19 protein-coding genes and 1 other RNA gene are annotated in these 18,918 nt (G+C 64.3%); 10 read left to right on the forward strand and 10 right to left on the reverse strand.

Translation table 11 applies throughout. The annotated features are described in order from the left end of the window. Window position 1: 1 nt before the first annotated feature. From AB8841_RS13205 to AB8841_RS13225, 5 genes are all read right to left on the reverse strand, one after another. Entirely contained in the window at window positions 2-1,108 is a 1,107-nt protein-coding gene (locus AB8841_RS13205) for a microcin C ABC transporter permease YejB (protein ID WP_370436294.1), read from the reverse strand. Next, the gene (locus AB8841_RS13210; protein WP_370436295.1) at window positions 1,108-1,500 is read right to left on the reverse strand and encodes a DUF4260 domain-containing protein; all 393 of its coding nucleotides are present in this window, start codon (window positions 1,498-1,500) and stop codon (window positions 1,108-1,110) included. The genes AB8841_RS13205 and AB8841_RS13210 overlap by 1 nt, the downstream gene beginning before the upstream one ends. A 15-nt stretch (window positions 1,501-1,515) precedes the next feature. Next, window positions 1,516-3,381, reverse strand: a complete 1,866-nt coding sequence (locus AB8841_RS13215; protein WP_370436296.1) for an extracellular solute-binding protein — start codon at window positions 3,379-3,381, stop codon at window positions 1,516-1,518. Next, window positions 3,378-5,222, reverse strand: coding sequence for an extracellular solute-binding protein (locus tag AB8841_RS13220; protein WP_370436297.1), 1,845 nt, complete (start codon window positions 5,220-5,222; stop codon window positions 3,378-3,380). Before AB8841_RS13220 ends, AB8841_RS13215 begins: the two co-directional genes overlap by 4 nt. Before the next feature lie 140 nt (window positions 5,223-5,362). After that, a complete protein-coding gene (locus tag AB8841_RS13225) occupies window positions 5,363-5,902 on the reverse strand; it encodes a cytochrome c family protein (protein WP_370436298.1) in 540 nt (179 codons plus the stop codon). A gap of 269 nt (window positions 5,903-6,171) precedes the next feature. On the opposite strand from AB8841_RS13225, the gene AB8841_RS13230 reads away from it, so the two are divergent. From AB8841_RS13230 to AB8841_RS13240, 3 genes are read left to right on the forward strand one after another with little or no spacing between them, the layout of a single operon-like run. After that, on the forward strand, window positions 6,172-6,915 hold the full coding sequence (locus AB8841_RS13230) for a 3-deoxy-manno-octulosonate cytidylyltransferase (RefSeq protein ID WP_370436299.1): 744 nt from the start codon (window positions 6,172-6,174) through the stop codon (window positions 6,913-6,915). Continuing rightward, the gene (locus AB8841_RS13235) at window positions 6,912-7,766 is read left to right on the forward strand and encodes a prephenate dehydratase (RefSeq protein WP_370436300.1); all 855 of its coding nucleotides are present in this window, start codon (window positions 6,912-6,914) and stop codon (window positions 7,764-7,766) included. The genes AB8841_RS13230 and AB8841_RS13235 overlap by 4 nt, the downstream gene beginning before the upstream one ends. Next, window positions 7,763-8,302, forward strand: a complete 540-nt coding sequence (locus tag AB8841_RS13240) for an N-acetyltransferase family protein (RefSeq protein ID WP_370436301.1) — start codon at window positions 7,763-7,765, stop codon at window positions 8,300-8,302. The genes AB8841_RS13235 and AB8841_RS13240 overlap by 4 nt, the downstream gene beginning before the upstream one ends. Here the strand turns inward: AB8841_RS13240 and nudC are convergent. After that, a complete protein-coding gene (gene nudC, locus AB8841_RS13245) occupies window positions 8,299-9,201 on the reverse strand; it encodes an NAD(+) diphosphatase (protein WP_370436302.1) in 903 nt (300 codons plus the stop codon). The genes AB8841_RS13240 and nudC overlap by 4 nt on opposite strands. Window positions 9,202-9,218: 17 nt before the next feature. Continuing rightward, window positions 9,219-9,629, reverse strand: coding sequence for an HIT domain-containing protein (locus tag AB8841_RS13250; RefSeq protein WP_370436303.1), 411 nt, complete (start codon window positions 9,627-9,629; stop codon window positions 9,219-9,221). 253 nt (window positions 9,630-9,882) lie between these two features. On the opposite strand from AB8841_RS13250, the gene ffs reads away from it, so the two are divergent. The 4 genes from ffs (at window position 9,883) to recR (ending at window position 12,779) form a co-directional block, all read left to right on the forward strand. Then, window positions 9,883-9,981, forward strand: an RNA gene (gene ffs / locus AB8841_RS13255) — signal recognition particle sRNA small type. Between the two features lie 26 nt (window positions 9,982-10,007). After that, window positions 10,008-11,828, forward strand: coding sequence for a DNA polymerase III subunit gamma/tau (locus AB8841_RS13260; RefSeq protein WP_370436304.1), 1,821 nt, complete (start codon window positions 10,008-10,010; stop codon window positions 11,826-11,828). Between the two features lie 15 nt (window positions 11,829-11,843). Continuing rightward, window positions 11,844-12,164: a YbaB/EbfC family nucleoid-associated protein gene (locus AB8841_RS13265; RefSeq protein WP_370436305.1), complete on the forward strand. Its 321-nt coding sequence runs from the start codon at window positions 11,844-11,846 to the stop codon at window positions 12,162-12,164. 9 nt (window positions 12,165-12,173) lie between these two features. Next, complete coding sequence (recR, locus tag AB8841_RS13270; RefSeq protein ID WP_370436306.1) at window positions 12,174-12,779, forward strand: recombination mediator RecR; 606 nt, start codon at window positions 12,174-12,176, stop codon at window positions 12,777-12,779. A 212-nt stretch (window positions 12,780-12,991) separates the two neighbouring features. Here the strand turns inward: recR and AB8841_RS13275 are convergent, their stop codons facing one another. Next, the gene (locus AB8841_RS13275; RefSeq protein ID WP_370436307.1) at window positions 12,992-14,578 is read right to left on the reverse strand and encodes a sensor histidine kinase; all 1,587 of its coding nucleotides are present in this window, start codon (window positions 14,576-14,578) and stop codon (window positions 12,992-12,994) included. Window positions 14,579-14,724: 146 nt separating this feature from the next. Here AB8841_RS13275 and dapD point away from each other — a divergent pair, with 146 nt between their 5' ends. From dapD to AB8841_RS13290, 3 genes are all read left to right on the forward strand, one after another. Continuing rightward, window positions 14,725-15,570 (forward strand): 2,3,4,5-tetrahydropyridine-2,6-dicarboxylate N-succinyltransferase, encoded by an 846-nt coding sequence (dapD, locus tag AB8841_RS13280; protein WP_370436308.1) that lies wholly within the window; start codon window positions 14,725-14,727, stop codon window positions 15,568-15,570. A gap of 3 nt (window positions 15,571-15,573) precedes the next feature. Next, window positions 15,574-16,737 carry a succinyl-diaminopimelate desuccinylase gene (gene dapE, locus AB8841_RS13285; protein WP_370436309.1) on the forward strand — a complete coding sequence of 388 codons (1,164 nt, stop codon included), beginning with the start codon at window positions 15,574-15,576 and terminating at the stop codon, window positions 16,735-16,737. Between the two features lie 235 nt (window positions 16,738-16,972). After that, complete coding sequence (locus AB8841_RS13290) at window positions 16,973-17,563, forward strand: hypothetical protein (protein ID WP_370436310.1); 591 nt, start codon at window positions 16,973-16,975, stop codon at window positions 17,561-17,563. Between the two features lie 107 nt (window positions 17,564-17,670). On the opposite strand, the gene truA is transcribed toward AB8841_RS13290, so the two are convergent. Together truA and AB8841_RS13300 are read right to left on the reverse strand one after the other, a co-directional pair. Next, entirely contained in the window at window positions 17,671-18,414 is a 744-nt protein-coding gene (gene truA / locus AB8841_RS13295) for a tRNA pseudouridine(38-40) synthase TruA (RefSeq protein WP_370436311.1), read from the reverse strand. Window position 18,415: 1 nt separating this feature from the next. Further along, window positions 18,416-18,910, reverse strand: coding sequence for a GNAT family N-acetyltransferase (locus AB8841_RS13300; RefSeq protein ID WP_370436312.1), 495 nt, complete (start codon window positions 18,908-18,910; stop codon window positions 18,416-18,418). Window positions 18,911-18,918: the final 8 nt, after the last annotated feature.

Consider the following 18,918-nt stretch of genomic DNA (forward strand, 5'->3'; position numbering starts at 1 on the left):
CTCACGCCTCCCTGGTCTCGAAATCGATCCGCGGATCGATCCAGGTATAGGTGAGATCGGACAGCAGGTTCACCACCAGGCCCATGAGGGAGAAGATGTAGAGGTTGGCGAACACCACCGGGTAGTCGCGGTTCACGATGGATTCGAAGGAGAGCAGGCCCAAACCGTCGAGGGAGAAGATCGTCTCAATGAGCAGCGAGCCCGCGAAGAAGGCGCCGATGAAGGCCCCCGGAAAGCCGGCGATCACGATCAGCATAGCGTTGCGGAACACGTGGCCGTAGAGCACCTGCCGCTCGGATAAGCCCTTCATGCGCGCGGTGAGCACGTATTGCTTGCGGATCTCGTCGAGGAAGGAGTTCTTCGTCAGCAGGGTCGAGGTGGCGAAGGCGCCCAGCGCCATGGCGGTGATCGGCAGCACCAAATGCCAGAAGTAATCGGCGATTTGCATATACCACGGCAGGAAGGCGAAGTTCTCCGAGGTCAGGCCACGCAGGGGGAAGATCTGCCAGAACGATCCGCCCGCGAACAGGACGATGAGCAGGATCGCGAACAGGAAGCCCGGAATCGCATAGCCGACGATGACGACCGCCGACGTCCAGATGTCGAAGGACGAGCCGTCCCGCACCGCTTTCCTGATGCCGAGCGGAATCGAGATGGCATAGGAGAGAAGCGTCATCCAGAGACCGAGGCTGATCGAAACCGGCAACTTCTCCTTGATCAGCTCCAGCACGGAAATGTCGCGGAAATAGCTCTTGCCGAAGTCGAACCGCGCATAGTCCCACAGCATCTTGAAAAAGCGCTCGTGGGCCGGCTTGTCGAAACCGAACTGCGCTTCGAGCTGCTTGATGAACTGGGGGTCGAGACCCTGTGCGCCGCGATAGCGGGAGGAGGACGATTCACCGCCGCCGGGGCTCCGGCTCCCGCCCGAGAAATCTCCACCGCCACCCGAAATGCGTGAGGTCGCGCCCGTGTCCTGTCCCTGCAACTGCGCGATGATGCGCTCGACGGGGCCACCGGGCGCGAATTGCACGAGCACGAAGGAGATGAGCATGATCCCGAGAATGGTCGGGATCATGAGAAGGATGCGGCGTGCGATATAGGCCAGCATCAAGCGCCTGCACGGTTGCGGCCGATACGGCCGAGATGGGTGTCACTGAAAGCGGTGGCGTATTTCAATCCGTATCCGAGCATGCGGTCAAACCCGATATGCGCCGCCCAAATGGCGGCTAATCCGAGAAAGATAGGGGAATTCAGCGCCAGCCCAATGCCGAGCAGGACGGCGGGCCCGAGGAGGGTATGGGCCGCGTTATAGAGGATGGCCCCGACCTTGGGACCCGCCAGGTAGCCCGCGAAGCTCAGATCCGGGCTGAAGAACAGGACGGCATAGAGCCACCAGGACAACCCCATGCGGGAGAAAGCCCCTGTGGCAAGGATGAGCAGCGCCGTGCCCTCGAGACGCAGGAGCAGGCGGGGCGTGCCCGCCACGGCCGGGGCCGTCATGATCGTGTCCAAACCCTACCCTCGTCCGATCCGCTTGGCCTTTTCGGCATCGTACCACCAGGTTCCCGGAGCGCCCGAGGCGAAGCGAGGCTTCTGTTCGGGGCGGGAAAACTGGTCCCAATAGGCGATCCAGTCGCTGGCTCGATACCACATGGGCACCCAATAATGGCCCGAACGGAGAACCCGGTCCAGGGCGCGGCAGGCAGTGTTGAGGTCCTGCCGGGACTTGGCGTTGGCGATCGTTTCGATCAGGGCGTCCACGGCCGGGTCGCTGATGCCGGCGATGTTCTGCGAACCGGGCGTCTTCGCCGCCTCCGAGCCGTAGACCACCCGCAGGCCGTCGCCAGGCGTCGATCCGCCGGAGAGATTCCGGCTCGCCATGTCGAAATCGAACTCCTCCATGCGGCGCTGATACTGGGCGGCATCGACGACGCGGGAGAATGCATCGATTCCGAGCCGCTTGAGATTGGCCTGGAAGGGTTGCGTGTGCGGCTGGAGCGCGGCCTGGAAATCGAGGAACTCGATTCGGAACGGCTGCCCGTTGGGCAGCTTCAGCGCGCCGCCCTCGCGCTTGCACCCGGCCTCGCGCAGCAACTCGTCGGCGCGGCGCAGCAGTTTCCTGTCCTGGCCCGATCCGTCGGAGACCGGCGGCACGGGCGGTTCGCCGAATACGGAGGCCGGAAGCCGGCTGCGGAACGGCTCCAGAAGGGCAAGCTCCTCAGGAGGCGGCGGACCGGCGGCCTTCATGTCGCTGTTCTCGAAATACGACGTGGTGCGCTTGTACAGGCCGAACATGATGTTGGCGTTCGTCCACTCGAAGTCGAAGACGAGCCCGATCGCCTCGCGGATGCGCGGATCCTTGAATGCCTCGCGGCGGGTGTTGAAATACCAGCCCTGGACGGAGGAGGGCGCGTCGTTTCCGATCTCTTCCTTCTTCACCTTGCCGTCGCGGATGGCCGGAAAGTCGTAGCCGGTCGACCAGATGCGCGAGGTGAATTCCTCGTGATAGTTCAGCGTGCCGTTCTTGAAGGCCTCGAAGGCCACCGTCCGGTCGCGGAAATATTCCCAGCGGATGCGGTCGAAATTGTTCTGGCCCACATTCACGGGCAGGTCCTTGGCCCAGTAATCGGGGACGCGCTCGAACTCGATGAAGCGTCCCACTTCGAACTTGCCGACCTTGTAGGGTCCGGAGCCGAGCGGCGTCTCCAGCGTCGAGGCCTCGAAGTCCTTGCCCTGCCAGTAGGGTTCGGAAAAGATCGGAAGCGCGGCGACGACGAGATGCAGGTCACGGCTGCGCTTGGGCGTGAACCGGACGCGCAGGACGTCGTCGGCCTCCGCTTCGGCGGAGGCCATCTGAGTCAGCAGGGCGCGATAGACGGGGTGGCCCTTCTCCTTCAGGATGTTGAGAGAAAACGCCACGTCCTTCGCGGTGAGCCGCGAGCCGTCGTGAAAACGCGCCTCGGGGCGCAGGATGAAGCGGTAGGTGAGCTTGTCGGCAGAGACGCGCACGGTCCTCGCGACCAGCCCGTAGAGAGCATCCGGCTCGTCGCCCGAGCCTGCCATCAGCGTGTCGAAGGTGGCGCCCATGCCGGCGGCGCCGTCACCCCGCAGCACAAAGATGTTGAGCGTATTGAAGGTGTCGAAATTCTGGTTGCCTGAGGTCTGCTTGATCTGGAGCGCCAGCGTGCCGCCTTTCGGAGCCGCGGGATTCACATAGGCGAAATGCTGGAAGTCCGGCGGATATTTCAGATCGCCGAAGGCGGAGAGCCCGTAGGTTTCGGTCTCTTCCGGCGATTGAGCGAGGCTGCTTCTCGGGAGGAGGCTCAACACCGCGCCGGCGGCGCCGGTCTTGAGGAGGGTACGCCGATCGAACGTCCTCATCGCGGCGCTCCCACCTTCGCGGCCTTGGCCTCGTCATACCACCAGACGGTCGGAAAGGCCGCGCCGCCATAGCGCGGCATGGTCTCCGGGTGGCTGTAGCGATCCCAGCGGGCCGTGCGCTGCTTCAGCGACGTCCATTGCGGAACCACGTAATGATGCGCGAGCAGGACCCGGTCGAGGGCCTTCGTGGCGGCCACGAGCTCATCGCGATCCTTGGCGTAGATGATCTTGTCGATCAGCACGTCGACCGCCGGATCCGAAATGCCCGCGAGGTTGCGCGAGCCTTCGCGCCGGGCCGCCTGGGACCCCCAGAACTCCCGCTGTTCGTTGCCCGGCGACAGCGATTGCGGCCAGACCGCCGTGGTGATGTCGAAGTCGAAGGAGCGAGTGCGGTTGGTGTATTGCACGTCGTCGACCGTCCGGACCGAAACGACGATGCCGAGCCGTTCGAGCACCGACTTGTAGGGCAGGAAGACGCGCTCGTCGTTGGGGCTGCTGCTGAGAAGCTCGACGCTCAGCGGTTCGCCGCTCGCATTCATCCGCCGGCCGTTCTTCACGTCCCAGCCGGCTTCGCGCAGCAGGCGGTCCGCTTCGCGCAGGTTGCCGCGGATGTTTTCCGGTGTGTCGTTGATCGGATTCTTGTAGGGCGTCGTGAACACCTCGGGCGGAACCTTGTCGCGCAGCGATTCGAGGATCTCCAGCTCCTTGCCTTCGGGCAGGCCGGAGGAGGCGAGTTCGAGGCCGTAGAAGTAGCTGTTCACGCGTTCATAGAGCCCGTAGAAGACGGCCTTGTTGAGCTCCTCGAACGGAAACGCGAGGTTGAAGGCGCGCCGCACGCGCTCGTCCTTGAACTTGTCGCGGCGCAGGTTCAGCACGAAGGCCTGCATGATGCCGGTGGCGCGTAAGGGGAATTCCTCGAGAACGACGCGGCCCTCCCGCCGCGCCGGGAAATCGTAGCCCGTCGCCCAGTTGCGGGCGCTGTTCTCTGTGCGGAAATCGATTCGATCCGCCTTGAAGGCCTCGAGCAGCACCGTCGCGTCGCGATAATATTCGTAGCGGATCTCGTCGAAATTGTTCTGACCGACATTCACGTTGACCGCCTGGCCCCAGTAATCCTTCACGCGCTCATAGGCGGCGTTGCGGCCCGCGTCGAAGCTCTTGAGGCGATAGGGGCCCGAGCCCAGCGGCGCCTCCAGCGTCGTCTGCGTGATGTCGCGCCTGCGCCCGTCCGGGCCGTTGCCCTCCCACCAGTGCTTGGGCAGCACCATCAGCTGGCCCATGATCTGGGGCAGCTCCCGGTTGCCTTTTTCGTTGAAGGTGAACGTCACGTCGCGCTCGCCTGACTTCTCGGCCTTCGTCACGTTGGCGTAGTAGAAGGCATAGGTTGGGCTGTTCGCCTTGAAGGCCTCGAAGGAGAAGATCACGTCGTCGGCCGTGACGGGCTGCCCGTCATGCCACTTGGCCTCCGGGCGCAGCCGGAACGTGACGGAGGAATAATCCTCCGGATAGGAGAACGTTTCGGCGAGCAGGCCGTAGGAGGCGCTCGGCTCGTCGAGGGACGACGTGGTGAGCGTCTCGTAGACCAGGCCGAGGCCCTGTTCGGGCGATCCCTTCACGCCTGCGACCACGATGTTGAAGCTGTCGAAGGTGCCCTGCGCCCCGAGCCGGACCAGTCCGCCCTTGGGGGCGTCCGGGTTCACATAATCGAAATGCGGGAAGCCGGGCTGGTACTTGGGCTCCCCGAGGAGGGCCGCACCATGCCGCCACTGGGCTTCCTGGGCTGCGAGGGGGTTGAGGCCAAGGCAGGCGGCCAGGAGGCTGAGCAGAAGGGTACGGATCACGAAGCGTCTCCTGAAGGGCGAGGCGTCTGGCGGCAGGTTACATTTTTGGGCGGACCGGGGCGAGCGCAAGGGAGGAGGGGTAAAACAAAAGCCGGGCACAAGGCCCGGCTTCTCTAAAATTCAGGTTTGTTCTCTGGACCTTACTGGGCCGGGAACGGAACGGGGCTATCCGACAGGGTCCGCAGGTAAGCGAGCAGGTCGGCGCGCTCCTTGTCGTTCGCGATGCCGGCGAAGGCCATGATGGTGCCCGGCGTTGCCTTCTTCGGGTTGTGAACGAAGTCGTTCAGGGCCTCGTAGGTCCAGTTGCCGCCATGGGCCTTCATGCCGTTGGAGTAGTTGAAGCCTTCGTGCGAGGCGACCGGACGGCCGACGACGCCGTAGAGGTTCGGGCCGACCTTGTTCGGGCCGCCCTTGGTCAGATCGTGGCAGGCGGCGCACTTTTTGGCTGCCGCCTGGCCCTTGGCCGGATCGGCGTTGGCCAGAAGGACGGGGAGCGGCTCGGCCGGTGCAGCCGGCGCGCCTGCGCCCCCAGTGGAAGCCTCCTCGGCTGCCGGAAGGTCATAGCCCGGAACGGCCGGTGCATGAGGCGAGAACAGACCTTCGGCAACGACTTTGACGCCGACCACGAAGAGAAGCGTACCGAAAAGGGCACCCAGGATCTTATTGGTCTCGATATTCATAAGTTAGGCTCTCCTCGCCTGGTCACGGCGAACCCAGCGCAAACAGAACGGCTTCGCGGGCGGGCGCCCACGGTTACGCGGCGTTGCTTAGCCGTTATGAAGGGGTTTTGACAATGGGGTTGTTGCAGGTTTTGCCGCTCCATTGGTCGCAGCGCGGTTCAAAACACCGGCCGGGGGGCTCGGGTTCCTGCCGTCAAGTGCCGCACAGCCCATGACAAACGGGAGACGCCTTGGTAAGGACGCGCAGCTTTTACTCAGTAGACTGCGCCATGTCCGACCCTCTCATTCTCATTCCCGCCCGCCTCGCGGCGACCCGCCTGCCGAACAAGCCCCTGGCGGAGATCGCCGGCGAGCCCATGATCGTCCATGTCTGGCGGCGGGCCGTGGAGGCCGGAATCGGACCGGTCGCGATCGCGACCGACGCCTCGGAGATCGCCGAGGCCGTGACGCGCGCCGGCGGCCGGGCCGTCATGACCCGATCCGACCACGCCTCAGGTTCCGACCGAATCTTCGAGGCTGTGGAAAAGCTCGATCCCGAAGGGCGGCACGACGTGGTGGTGAACGTCCAGGGGGATCTGCCGACCGTCGATCCGGCCGCCATTGCGGCCTCGGTTGCGCCTCTTTCCGACACCGATGTCGATCTGGCCACCCTGGTGGCGGTGATCGATCGTGAGGAGGAGAGGACCAATCCGAACGTGGTGAAAATGGTGGGAGCCCAGATTTCGCCCGGACGCTTCCGGGCGCTCTACTTTACCCGCGCCACGGCCCCTTTCGGGGAGGGTCCGCTCTATCATCACATCGGTCTTTACGCTTATCGCCGCAAAGCCCTGCAGCGCTTCGTCGCCATGCCGCCGTCTCCGCTGGAGATGCGCGAGAAGCTGGAGCAGCTGCGGGCGCTGGAGGCCGGCATGCGCATCGACGCCGTGGTGGTCGAGGGCGTGCCGCTCGGCGTCGACACCCCTCAAGACCTGGACAGAGCCCGCGAGATCATCGCGGCCCGGAGGACAGCATGAAGCAGGTTATTTCGTTCCAGGGCGAGCCGGGTGCCAATTCCCACATCGCCTGTTCGGAAATGTATCCCGGTTGGGAGGTGCTGCCGTGCCCGACCTTCGAGGACGCCTTCGCGGCCGTGAACGAAGGTGAGGCGGGGCTTGCCATGATCCCCATCGAGAACTCGATCGCGGGCCGCGTGGCGGACATCCATCACCTTCTGCCGACCTCCGGCCTCCATATCGTCGGCGAGCACTTCCTGCCCATCCATTTCCAGCTGATGGCGCTGCCCGAGGCCGATCTCGGCACGATCAAGAGCGTGTACAGCCACGTCCACGCCCTGGGGCAATGCCGCAAGATCATCCGCAAGCTCGGCCTGAAGGCGAACGTCGCGGGCGATACCGCCGGGTCCGCGCGGCAGGTCGCGGAGTGGAAGGACCCCACCCGCGCCTCGCTCGCCCCCCGTATGGCTGCCGACATCTACGGCCTGAAGATCCTCGCCGAGGATGTGGAGGACGAATCGCACAACACCACGCGCTTCGTGATCCTGTCGAAGACGCCGCAATGGGCTCCGGCCGATAAGGGGCCGACCGTCACCTCTTTTGTCTTCCGTGTGCGCAACCTGCCCGCAGCGCTCTACAAGGCCCTGGGCGGCTTCGCCACGAACGGCATCAACATGACGAAGCTCGAGAGCTACATGGTCGAGGGCTACTTCAAGGCCACGCAGTTCTATGCCGAGGTGGACGGCCACCCGGAAGACCGGAACCTCAAGCGCGCTCTCGAAGAACTCGAGTTCTTCTCCCGCGAGCTGCGCATCCTCGGCGTCTATCAGGCCGCGCCCTTCCGCGAGCATATCCAGGAAGCCGCGGAGTGAAGACCATCATTCGCGACGGGAGCGTGGCCGACATCGAAGGCATCGCTCGCGTTCATGTGCAGGGCTGGCGGGAATCCTACAAGGACATCCTGCCTGCTCCCGCACTCGCGGGTTTGACCGTCGAGGCGCGGATCAGCGGCTGGCGGCATGTCATGGAGCAGGCTGACGATCGATCGCTTCTCCTCGTGGCGGAGGGTTCGAGCGGTGGCATCGTCGGCTTCGCGCAAGGCGGTCCCGTTCGGCCCGACCATGCCGCGATTTTCGAGGCGGATGCCGAGATCTATGCCATCTACCTGATCGACGAAGTGAAGCGTCAGGGAATCGGGCGAGCCCTTCTGGGACAGGTTTTCGCCCATCTCGCCAACCGGGACTTCCGCTCCGCCGGGTTATGGGTGCTGAAGGACAACCACGCCGCGCGAGGCTTCTACGAGACTTTCGGCGGCAAGGCGGGGCGGGAACAGGAGCTTTCCTTCGGCGACTGCTCCGTCACCGAGATCGCCTATCGATTCGACCCGATCCCGCAGCCGGGCCCTTAATCCTTCACCCACTCCCTCAGCAGGTGGTTCGCAATGGCGATGGGCGAGGGCGCCGCGAAGTGCTCGTGCGAGCCCTCCAGCATGCGGCGCACGTCGTCCTTCGTGAACCAGCGGGCATCCTCCAGTTCGTCCCGGTCGAAGGCGATCTCTTCGCTGATCGCTTCGCCGACGCATCCGATCATGATATTCGACGGGAAGGGCCAGGGCTGCGAGGTCAGATAGCGAACCTTGCCAACCCGGATGCCGGCTTCCTCGAAGGTTTCGCGGCGCACCGCGTCCTCGACGGTCTCGCCCGGCTCCAGGAAGCCCGCGAGACAGGAATACATCTTCTCCGCAAAGCGCGGCTGACGGCCCATGAGGCACCTGTCGCCGCGGGTGATCAGCATGATCACGACAGGGTCGGTGCGGGGGAAATGCTGCGCGCCGCAAGCCGCGCAATCGCGCCGGAACCCGGCCTGAGCGGCCTGGGTGGGGGCGCCGCAATTGGCGCAGAAGCGATGGCGGTGGTGCCAGTCGAGGATCGACTTCGCCATGGCCAGAATGCCGAGTTCTTCCGCCGGCACGAGGCCGCGGACCGCAATCGAGCGCAGATCCGTCACGGTATAGGCGGGATCGCTCTGAAACAGCTCCGCCGCTTCAGGCGCAGCCAGGGTCGCGATCACGGGCCGCTCCTGCAGGGTGCCGAGGAAGACCTGCTCCTTGTGCGACGGCAGGTGGTCCAGGGCGGAGAAGGGGAGGAGACCCGTGCCGGGCTCTCCGGCCTTCAGGATCGGCAGGTCGCCTGCCAGGAGGATCAGGGCGCTCTCCGGGTTTTGGGCCGCGTGGGCAAGAGCTTCCGGGTCCCGCTCCGCGCTGTGGCGGACGAGAGGATTGGTGATGTAGCCGATGGGACGCGTCATGGGTCGGGCTTTTAGGTTCAGGCTTCGGCGAAAAGAACGGCGGCGCGCTCGATGAGCGCGGTTGCCGCATGGTCCGGGTAGGGCGTGCGCGTGCCGTGGCCCCAGACGGGGCCGGGCCAGGCGGGGTCCGAGCGGAAGCGCCCGATCACATGGACATGAAGCTGCGTCACGATGTTACCCAGCGCGCCCACATTCACCTTGTCCGGCTTGGAGAGGGCCAGCATGACCTTGGTCGCAATGCGAATCTCCTGCGCCAGCCGGGCGTAGTCCGCGTCCGAGAGATCGGTGAACTCGCTCACGTTCGGGAGGCGCGGCACGAGCACGAACCAGGGAAAGCGGGCATCGTTGAGGAGCAGGACCGAAGAGAGAGTGAGATCCCCGATGGGGAGCGTATCGGCTTCGAGCCGGGAATCGAGCTGGAACATCATAAGCCCTATCTAGCCGAGGTCGCGGCTCTCTGTCAGCCGTCATCCCCGCTTCTTGCGTCATCCCCGGCGGGCGGAAATCCATAAACGCTGACGCTCCCGGAAAGGGCACGGCCGCCTCTCGACTGATCCGGCATCGTCAGCGTATGTGGATCTCGGGCCTTGGCGCAGCGGGATCGCCGGTCTGGTCGGGCAAGGAACCCACAGGAAGAAGTTTCCAACTTGCGTTCCTGATCCGAAACGCCCATATAGCGATTGGGAGGTTGGCGAGGGACGTCTCACTCGCCAACCGGGTCAGGTCCGGAAGGAAGCAGCCCTAACGAGACCGAACGGGTCTTCGTCCAGCCTCCCACCTTAAAGTTTCCCAAAGCCTTGCAGCCGATGGACAACACCACAGCCGGCACGCCCATGAACGACGAGCCGGCTTTGCCGGGTTTCCCCGCCGCGCCACAACCGGCCGCGCCGTCCTCGCCCTATCGCGTTCTCGCCCGCAAATACCGTCCCCGCACCTTCGACGACCTGATCGGTCAGGAGGCGATGGTCCGCACCCTCTCGAACGCCTTCGAGACCGGGCGCATTCCCCAGGCCTGGATGCTCACCGGCGTCCGCGGCGTGGGCAAGACGACGACGGCGCGCATCCTGGCCCGCGGCCTCAATTACCAGAAGCCCGACGGCTCCGGCGGCCCTACCATTCACATGCCCGAGCTCGGCGTGCATTGCGAAGCCATCATGGAATCGCGGCACGTGGACGTGCTGGAAATGGACGCCGCCTCCCATACCGGCATCGACGACGTCCGCCAGATCATCGACGGCATCCGCTATTCGCCGGTTTCCGCGCGCTACAAGGTCTACATCATCGACGAGGTTCACATGCTCTCGGAGAAGGCGTTCAACGCCTTCCTGAAGACGCTGGAGGAGCCGCCGCCGCACGCGAAGTTCATTTTCGCCACCACCGAGATCCGCAAGGTCCCGGTCACGATCCTGTCCCGCTGCCAGCGTTTCGACCTGCGCCGGGTGGAGGCGGACAAGCTCGTCGGCCATCTCTCCCGGATCTGCACCTCCGAAGGCGTGCAGGCCGAGCAGGAGGCTCTTGCCGCCGTCGCTCGCGCGGCCGAGGGCTCGGTGCGCGACTCGCTGTCGCTGCTCGACCAGGCCATCGCTCACGGCGCGGGCGTGGTGACGCCGGACACGGTGCGCGACATGCTGGGGCTCGCGGACCGCACCCAGGTGATCGATCTCTTCGAGGCCGTGATGCGCGGCGACGTTCCCGCCGCTTTCGCCGGACTTCGCTCCCAATACGATGCGGGCGCTGATCCGGCCGTAATTCTGTCCGACCTCGCCGCTTTCTCCCATGTGGTCACGCGCTTGAAGCTCATTCCCGAAGCCGCGAAGGATCCGGCTTTGTCGGAGATCGAGAAGACGCGCGGTCTGGATTACGCGCAGAAGCTCTCGGTGCGCACGCTCTCCCGCGCCTGGCAGATGCTTTTGAAGGGCATTCCCGAAGTCCAATCCTCCAGCCGTCCGATCTCGGCGGCCGAGATGGTGCTCGTGCGTCTGGCCTATGCGGCCGATCTGCCGACGCCCGACGAGGCGCTGCGCGCGCTGAAGGACGGCGCTCCTCCGCTCGTTCCCAGCGGGCCCGCGCCGTCACGCCCGTCCGGCGGTCCCGCGACCTCCGGCAACATGGCGCTCGCTACGTCGCAGGCCCGGCCGCAGCCTCGCCCGCAGCCCGCGCCCGCCGAACCTGCCATGCGTCTGCGCCGTTTCGAGGATGTGGTGGCGCTCGCCGGGGAGAAGCGTGAAATCGTGCTGAAGGCAGCCCTGGAGCGTGACGTTCGTCTCGTGCGCTTCCAGGAGGGCCATATCGAACTCAGCCTCGCGGAAAACGGCAGCCGCACCATCGCCAATGATCTGGCGCGCGCACTTCAGCAATGGACGGGCGAGCGCTGGATGGTCTCCCTCTCGTCGGAAGAGGGTGCGCCGACATTGCGCGAACAGGCGGTGGCGGCGGAGCGCGAGCGCAAGGAAGGCGCCGCCAGCCATCCGCTCGTGCAGGCGGTCCTGTCCAAATTCCCCGGCGCGCAGATCGTCAACGTGATCGAGCGCGCCGAGAAGGCGGGCGAGGACGCGGAGACGGAAATCTTGGGCGAGGCCGATGCGCTGGCAGCGCATGAGGCGGAAGCCGACGACGATCTTTTCTAATCAAGGAGCGCGGTCATGAAGGACATCATGGGATTGATGAAACAGGCTCAGGCTATGCAGCAGAAGCTGCAGGACGCCCAGGCCGAGCTCGACAATCTCGAGGTCGAAGGCACCGCCGGCGGCGGCGTTGTCGCCGTGAAGATCACGGGTAAAGGCAATCTCAAGGCCATCAGCATCGATCCCTCGCTCATGAACCCTGATGAGAAGGAGATCCTCGAGGATCTCATCGTGGCCGCCATGAACGACGCGCGCGGCAAGGCTGACCGCGCCGCGCAGGAGCGCATGGAGAGCCTGACGAAGGGCCTTCCCCTGCCGCCCGGTCTGAAGCTGTTCTGAGGCTCTTGAATGGCCCAGCACGTTGCCGGTCCCGAGATCGAGCGCCTGATCCAGTTGCTCGCGCGCCTGCCGGGCCTCGGCCCGCGCTCGGCGCGCCGGGCCGCGCTCCATCTCATCAAGAAGCGGGACACGCTGCTCAATCCGCTGAGCGAAGCGATGCGCATCGCCAATGAACGCATCGTCGTGTGCTCGTCCTGCGGCAACGTGGATACGTCCGATCCCTGCACCATCTGCCGCGATCCCAAGCGCGATCCGTCGATTCTGGTGGTGGTGGAGGACGTGTCGGATCTCTGGGCGCTCGAGCGTGCAGGCGCGATCAACGCGAAATACCATGTGCTGGGCGGCGTGCTCTCGCCGCTCGACGGCGTGCGTCCGGAGCATCTCAACCTCGACCGCCTCGTCGCGCGCGCATCGGAGACCGGCGTAACCGAGGTGATCCTCGCCCTCAACGCAACTGTCGACGGGCAGACGACCGCACATTACATCACCGAGCTTCTCGGACATCTACCCGTGAAAGTGACAAAGCTCGCTCATGGGGTGCCCGTCGGCGGTGAGCTTGATTACCTCGATGAGGGAACGCTCTCCGCCGCCATCCGCCAGCGCACGTCGTTCTAGAGCAACTTGCATTCTGACGGGATCAGAATGCTTGCTCTTTCTCTTTGGCGAAGCATCGCTTTTCGCGAAGAACCGGTTCCCACTTCTTCGCACGATGCTCTAGAGCATAAACTTGACGCATCGAACGCGGGAAGTGGATTTGCATTTTGGGTGCTTTCCGATGCTCCCTCCGTAAAAATCGCGATTGTTGAGGGTGGGCCCGAAGGGCCGCTTCAAGCTGGAATCAGAAGCCGGTAGACCGCGCCACCGTTGCTCTCCAACGTGAAGCTTCCTCCGAGTTGCGAAGCGAAGGCGCGGATCAGCTTCATGCCGAGCGAAGAGGCATTTTCCGTGGCGCCGGATATGCCCTTGCCGTTATCCCGCACCACGATTTCGATCCGGCCATCGAGATGTCGGGCGAGGACTTGAACCTGTCCGCCGTGACCCGGCTCGAAAGCATGCTTGAAAGCGTTCGTGATGGCCTCCGTCACGACAAGGGCAAGAGGGGCCGCGCGTTCGAGATCGACCGCAATGGGCTCGGCATCGAGCGATACCGTGATGCCGCGGGCCTTCGCACCGTAGGTCGATGAAATCTCCTCGACGAGGCGGTCGAGATAATCCTGCAGGTTGATCGTGCTGCCGGTTTCCTTCCGGTAGAGGAGGTCGTGGATCAACCCTACGGATTGCAGGCGATTCTGGGTCTCCTGGAACGCAGCCTTCACGGCCTCGTCCGAGAAGCGTCGGGCCTGCATCTGCAGAAGGCTCGACGTGATCTGCAGGTTGTTCTTCACCCGATGGTGGATCTCCTGCAGCAAGGTGACTTTATCGGCGAGCGCCTGGGCCAGTTCGTCGTTGACGGTCCTCAGCTGCTGCTGGGTCTGTTCCGTCTGGCGGCTGAGGCGGACGCCGAGCCAGGTCAGCCATCCGAAAGCCGCCAGAATAACCACGGCGATCGCGGCACTCCAGTAAAGCCCTTTCGTCCAGGATGCCAGGGCCACGGTCAATGGAGTACTGGCCGTTGCGGTGACGGGCCAGCGCTCCAAGCGCCGGAAGGAGATGATCCGCGTCACGCCGTCGTTAGGATCCTTCTCACGATAGGTGCCTGTCCGCTGCGCTTCCTTTTCGTTGAAAAGAGCCGTGTGGTCGATGCCGGAATCGACTTGTTGCTGTGTCAGCCCCGTACGAGCGATGACTCGTCCGTCCCGTCCCCAAAGTCCCAATGTGGCCTGCTCGGTGGTAATATCCGGCCGCGAGAGGCCCTGCAGGAAGGTGGGGCGCAGCCCGATATGGGCAACGCCATCGAAGTTCCCGTTCAGGTCAGAGATGCGGCGTGAATAGGTGTAAAGAAGTTCATGACTGAGACGCCCGAAAACGGCGCTGCCGACATAGCTCTCCGCTCCTGCCCGGAGCGCCTTGAACCATGCCCGGTCCGCGAAGGACATGGCGCCGCGGATCTGCGGGACTGAACTCGCCACCAGCTGACCGTTCCGATCGGTAATGAGCAAGATTTGGCTGAGGGAGGATCGCCGCGTCAGCTCGGAGAGAAACTCGGCTGCCTCCCCGGTCTCATGCAGCGTATCGGTGCCGCCCCTCGATTGCACGAACGTGACGATGTCGCCCAGGAGCAGATCGCTCGTCTCCAGGGTACGTTTCGTATATTCCTCCATCAGCAGAGAGAGATCCTGCGTCGCGGCCTCTGCCCTGGTCAGGGCGGCGTCGTACTCGATCCAGAGAAACGCGCCTCGCAGTCCAAGCACGGCAACAGCGAAAAGGATCGCCGTGGCATAGAGAATGCTGCGCATGTCACGGACGGGGATCATGAGACGCCGTCTCGGGCTTCGGGAACGTCCGAGGGATCTAGGGTCGATGAGGCGCTCTGCTAGGCAGTGGGGCTCCTGTGCAGGTGACAGAGGCGGATCTCGTTGCTAAGCAAGGCGCCAATAATCCCTTTTCTCCGAGTGATGCCATGACCCTGACCGATCTCGCCCGCACCATCGATGCCGCCTGGGAGGACCGTGCCAATGTCGGTCCTGCGACGACCGGCGCCGTGCGCCAAGCCGTGGAGGAGGCGATGCATCGGCTCGATTCCGGCAAGGCCCGCGTGGCCGAGAAGGTCGAAGGTGGCGAGTGGCAGGTCCACCAATGGCTGAAGAAGGCGGTGCTCCTCTCCTTCCGCCTCAACGACATGTCCGTGATCAAGGGCGGTCCTGGCGAAGCGACGTGGTGGGACAAGGTTCCGTCCAAGTTCGACGGATGGACCGAGGCCGAGTTCAAGGCGGCGGCGTTCCGCGCCGTGCCGAACTGCATCGTGCGCCGCGGCGCCTATGTCGCGCCCGGCGTGGTGCTGATGCCCTCCTTCGTTAATCTCGGCGCCTATGTGGACGAGGGAACCATGGTGGACACCTGGGCCACGGTCGGGTCCTGCGCGCAGATCGGCAAGAACGTGCATCTCTCCGGCGGCGTCGGCATCGGCGGCGTTCTCGAGCCGCTTCAGGCCAATCCCACGATCATCGAGGATAACTGTTTCATCGGCGCCCGTTCCGAAGTGGTGGAGGGCGTGATCGTCGGCGAGGGGTCCGTGCTCTCCATGGGCGTGTTCATCTCCGCCTCCACCAAGATCGTCGACCGCAACACGGGAGAAGTCTTCGTGGGCCGCGTTCCGCCTTACTCGGTGGTCGTCCCCGGCTCACTTCCCGGCAAGCCGCTGCCGGACGGCACTCCGGGTCCGTCGCTCTACTGCGCCGTCATCGTCAAGCGCGTGGATGCCCAGACCCGCGCCAAGACGGGCATCAACGAGCTGCTGCGGGATTGATCGATGAACTCCACGCCCCTGTCCCTCGCTCAGTCGCTCCTCCGCTGCCCCTCCGTGACGCCCGAGGAGGGCGGTGCGCTCGCCTTTATCGAGAGCGTCCTGAAGGCGGCGGGGTTCGAGGTGCATCGCCCGGTCTTCTCCGAGCCCGGCACGGCGGACGTGGAGAACCTTTACGCACGCTATGGCACCGGCGCGCCTTACCTGCTCTTCGCGGGCCACACCGATGTGGTGCCGCCCGGTGACCTCGGCCGCTGGCGGCATGACCCGTTTAGCGGTGAGATCGAAAACGGTGAGCTCTTTGGGCGCGGCGCCGTCGACATGAAGGGCGGCATCGCCTGCATGATGGCGGCCGCGCTCGCGTTCATCCGCGCGAATCCCGATTTCACCGGCTCCATCGGCTTTCTCATCACCGGCGACGAGGAGGGGCCCGCCGTCAACGGAACGGTCAAGCTTCTCGAATGGGCGAAAGAGCGCGGCGAGCGCTTCGATCACTGCATCCTCGGTGAGCCGACGAATCCCGATCAGCTCGGCGACATGATCAAGATCGGGCGGCGCGGTTCGCTCACGGGCAGGATCATCATCGAAGGCAAGCAGGGGCACGTGGCTTATCCGCACCTCGCGGACAATCCCATCCCCGGCCTGCTGCGCCTCCTCGAAGGGCTCCTGCGCGAGCCGCTCGATCACGGGACCGAGCATTTCGACGCCTCGAACCTCGAGATAACGACGGTGGATGTGGGAAATGCCGCCTCCAACGTGATTCCCGCCGAGGCGAAGGCCACCTTCAATATCCGCTTCAACGATCTCTGGACGCCCGAGAGCCTGGAGGCGGAAATTACGCGGCGTCTGAGCGAGGCTGCGGGCAACAGCGTTCGCTATATCCTGCGCATGGAGCCGACGAACGCCGTTGCGTTCCTCACGCCTCCCAACCAGTTCGTGGGCTTCATCGCCGATGCCGTGGAAGCGGAGACGGGGCTGCGCCCCAAGCTCTCCACCACGGGCGGCACGTCCGATGCCCGCTTCATCGTGAAGGATTGCCCGGTGGTGGAGTTCGGGCTTGTCGGCCAGACCATGCACCAGGTTGACGAGCGCGTGAGAGTGTCGGACCTAGACCGGCTCACCGCTATCTATCGCAAAGTGTTGAACGCCTATTTTTCGAGCGCTCCCTAGAGCATCGGATGCGGGAAGTGGAATCCACTTTTGGGATTCCATGCGATGCTCCCTCCTAGAGGAGTGCATCGCTCATTGCGGAAAACCGGGTCCACTTTTCGCGAGCGTGGCCCGCCGGGTCCGCACGATGCGCTAGCAGAAGCGAGGCCTTACTCAACTAAAGTCGCAATAGGGCCGGAACGTTTTTCGGTTCCAGCCTGTTTTCGTGAGCATCCTAATCCATGTGAGGCTGCTCATGATCGTGACGGCAGAAGAGGTCAATCGCTCGTTCAGGGGAACGCTCGAGCTGCTTCACAGCAGGGCGGAAGGGTTGAAATCCTTCGACATGAGCGAGCAGGGATTCTGGCGCTCCTTTGGGGCGATCTGGCTGACGCTGCCCGCCTATATCGTGTCGCTCGCCTTCGAACGTCTGCGCCTCGGCCTGCTGCAGCCGGACCGCTCGCTGCTCGGCAACCTGTGGATAGACCTCGTCGTGGCCTTGGGCCACGTGGCGAGCTTCGTCGCGCTGCCTCTCGCCATGATCTGGGTCGCCCGCCGCTTCCAACTGACGAGAGCCTATGTGCCCTTTGTCATCGTCACGAACTGGATCACGGTCGTCGGCCTGCTCCTGCTGTCCGTACCGGCCATGCTCCTGCTTCTCGGTTGGGCCACTCCGCCGCTCGCCAGCCTCTTCAGCCTCGCCTTCGCGATCATCATCGTACGGATGCAGTGGTTCGCCACGAAGGCGACGCTCGGTATATCGAGCTTGGCGGCCTTCGGAATCGTGCTGTTCGGGATCGTCCTCAATTCCTGCGTGGCAAGCCTCACCCGGGCTCTGCTCGGCTAAAGTATCGGACGTGAGATCGAACCCACATTCGATGCACTAAGCCTATAAGCCTATGTTTTTGAGCATCTTTTCACGCAAAACCGGTCTCAGCTTTTGCATTCGATGCGCTAATCCGGATAGTCCACGCCGATCAGATAGAGACCCGCCGACGGCGCCATGGGGCCGCAGCGGGTTCGGTCGCGGGCATCGAGGGCGGCGCGCACGTCGGTAACCGACCATCGCCCGGCACCGGCTCTCTCCAGGGTTCCCGTCATCGAACGCACCTGATGGTGCAGGAAGGAGCGGGCCGAGGCGTAGATCCGGATTTCGTCACCGATCCGTTCCACATCCAGCCGGTCGAGAGTGCGGACCGGGCTGTTCGCTTGGCACTCCGCCGCGCGGAAGGTGGTGAAGTCGTGCCGGCCCAGGAGGGACTGCGCAGCCTCGTGCATGACGGCCGCATCGAGATGCCAAGCCACATGCCAGACCCGAGAGGCGTCGAGAGCCGGCGGGGCACGGCGGTTGAGGATGCGGTAGACATAGTGCCGCTTCGTGGCGGAGAGGCGCGCGTTGAACGTCTCGGGCACGATCTGGGCCGAGACGACCGCGACGGGCGCGGGCTTCAGGTGAGCGTTGGTGGCATCGCGGACCGTGTCGGGCCGCCATTCCTTCCCCAGGTCCACATGGACGACCTGATGGGTTGCGTGGACGCCCGAATCCGTGCGCCCGGCGCAATGGATACGGACAGTCTCGCCGGCAAAGCGCGCGATGGCATCCTCCACGGCCTGCTGCACGGAGAGGCCGTTCGTCTGATGCTGCCAGCCTGTAAAGGGCGTGCCATCGTATTCCACGACGAGCTTGTAGCGGGGCATGTCACTTCAATTCTGCAAAGGCCCGGGCATAGGATACCGGACCATGGGCCTGTTTCCCCTTCTCGGACAGGGCAAGGGCCTGGAGATAAGGCCCGTCATAGGGAGTTTTCAACCGGCTCGCCAGAGCGGGCGTGAAACCGAACCGTCGATAGTAATCCGGCTCGCCGAGCACCACGACGAGATCGTATCCGTCCTCCGCAAGCCTCTCGAGTCCCTCCCGGACGAGCGCTGAACCGATTCCTTGGCCCTGGAGTTCAGGGATGACGGCCAGCGGGGCCAGCGCGCAACCGGCCAGGGTAAGGTTGTCACGAAGCACCAGACGTGAAAAGGCGACGTGACCGGCGGGCCTGTCGGCATGTGCCGTCAGGGACAGGATCAGATCCCCGTCATCTCGCATGCGCCGCACGAGTTCGGCTTCGGACGTTCGCTGGAAGGCCGCCTTGTGGATGGCATGGGCCGCGGGCCAATCGGCGGTGTCCTCCACGCGGATCTCCATGATCACAC

Source organism: Microvirga sp. TS319 (assembly GCF_041276405.1).
In the GTDB taxonomy this organism is placed as follows: Bacteria; Pseudomonadota; Alphaproteobacteria; order Rhizobiales; family Beijerinckiaceae; genus Microvirga.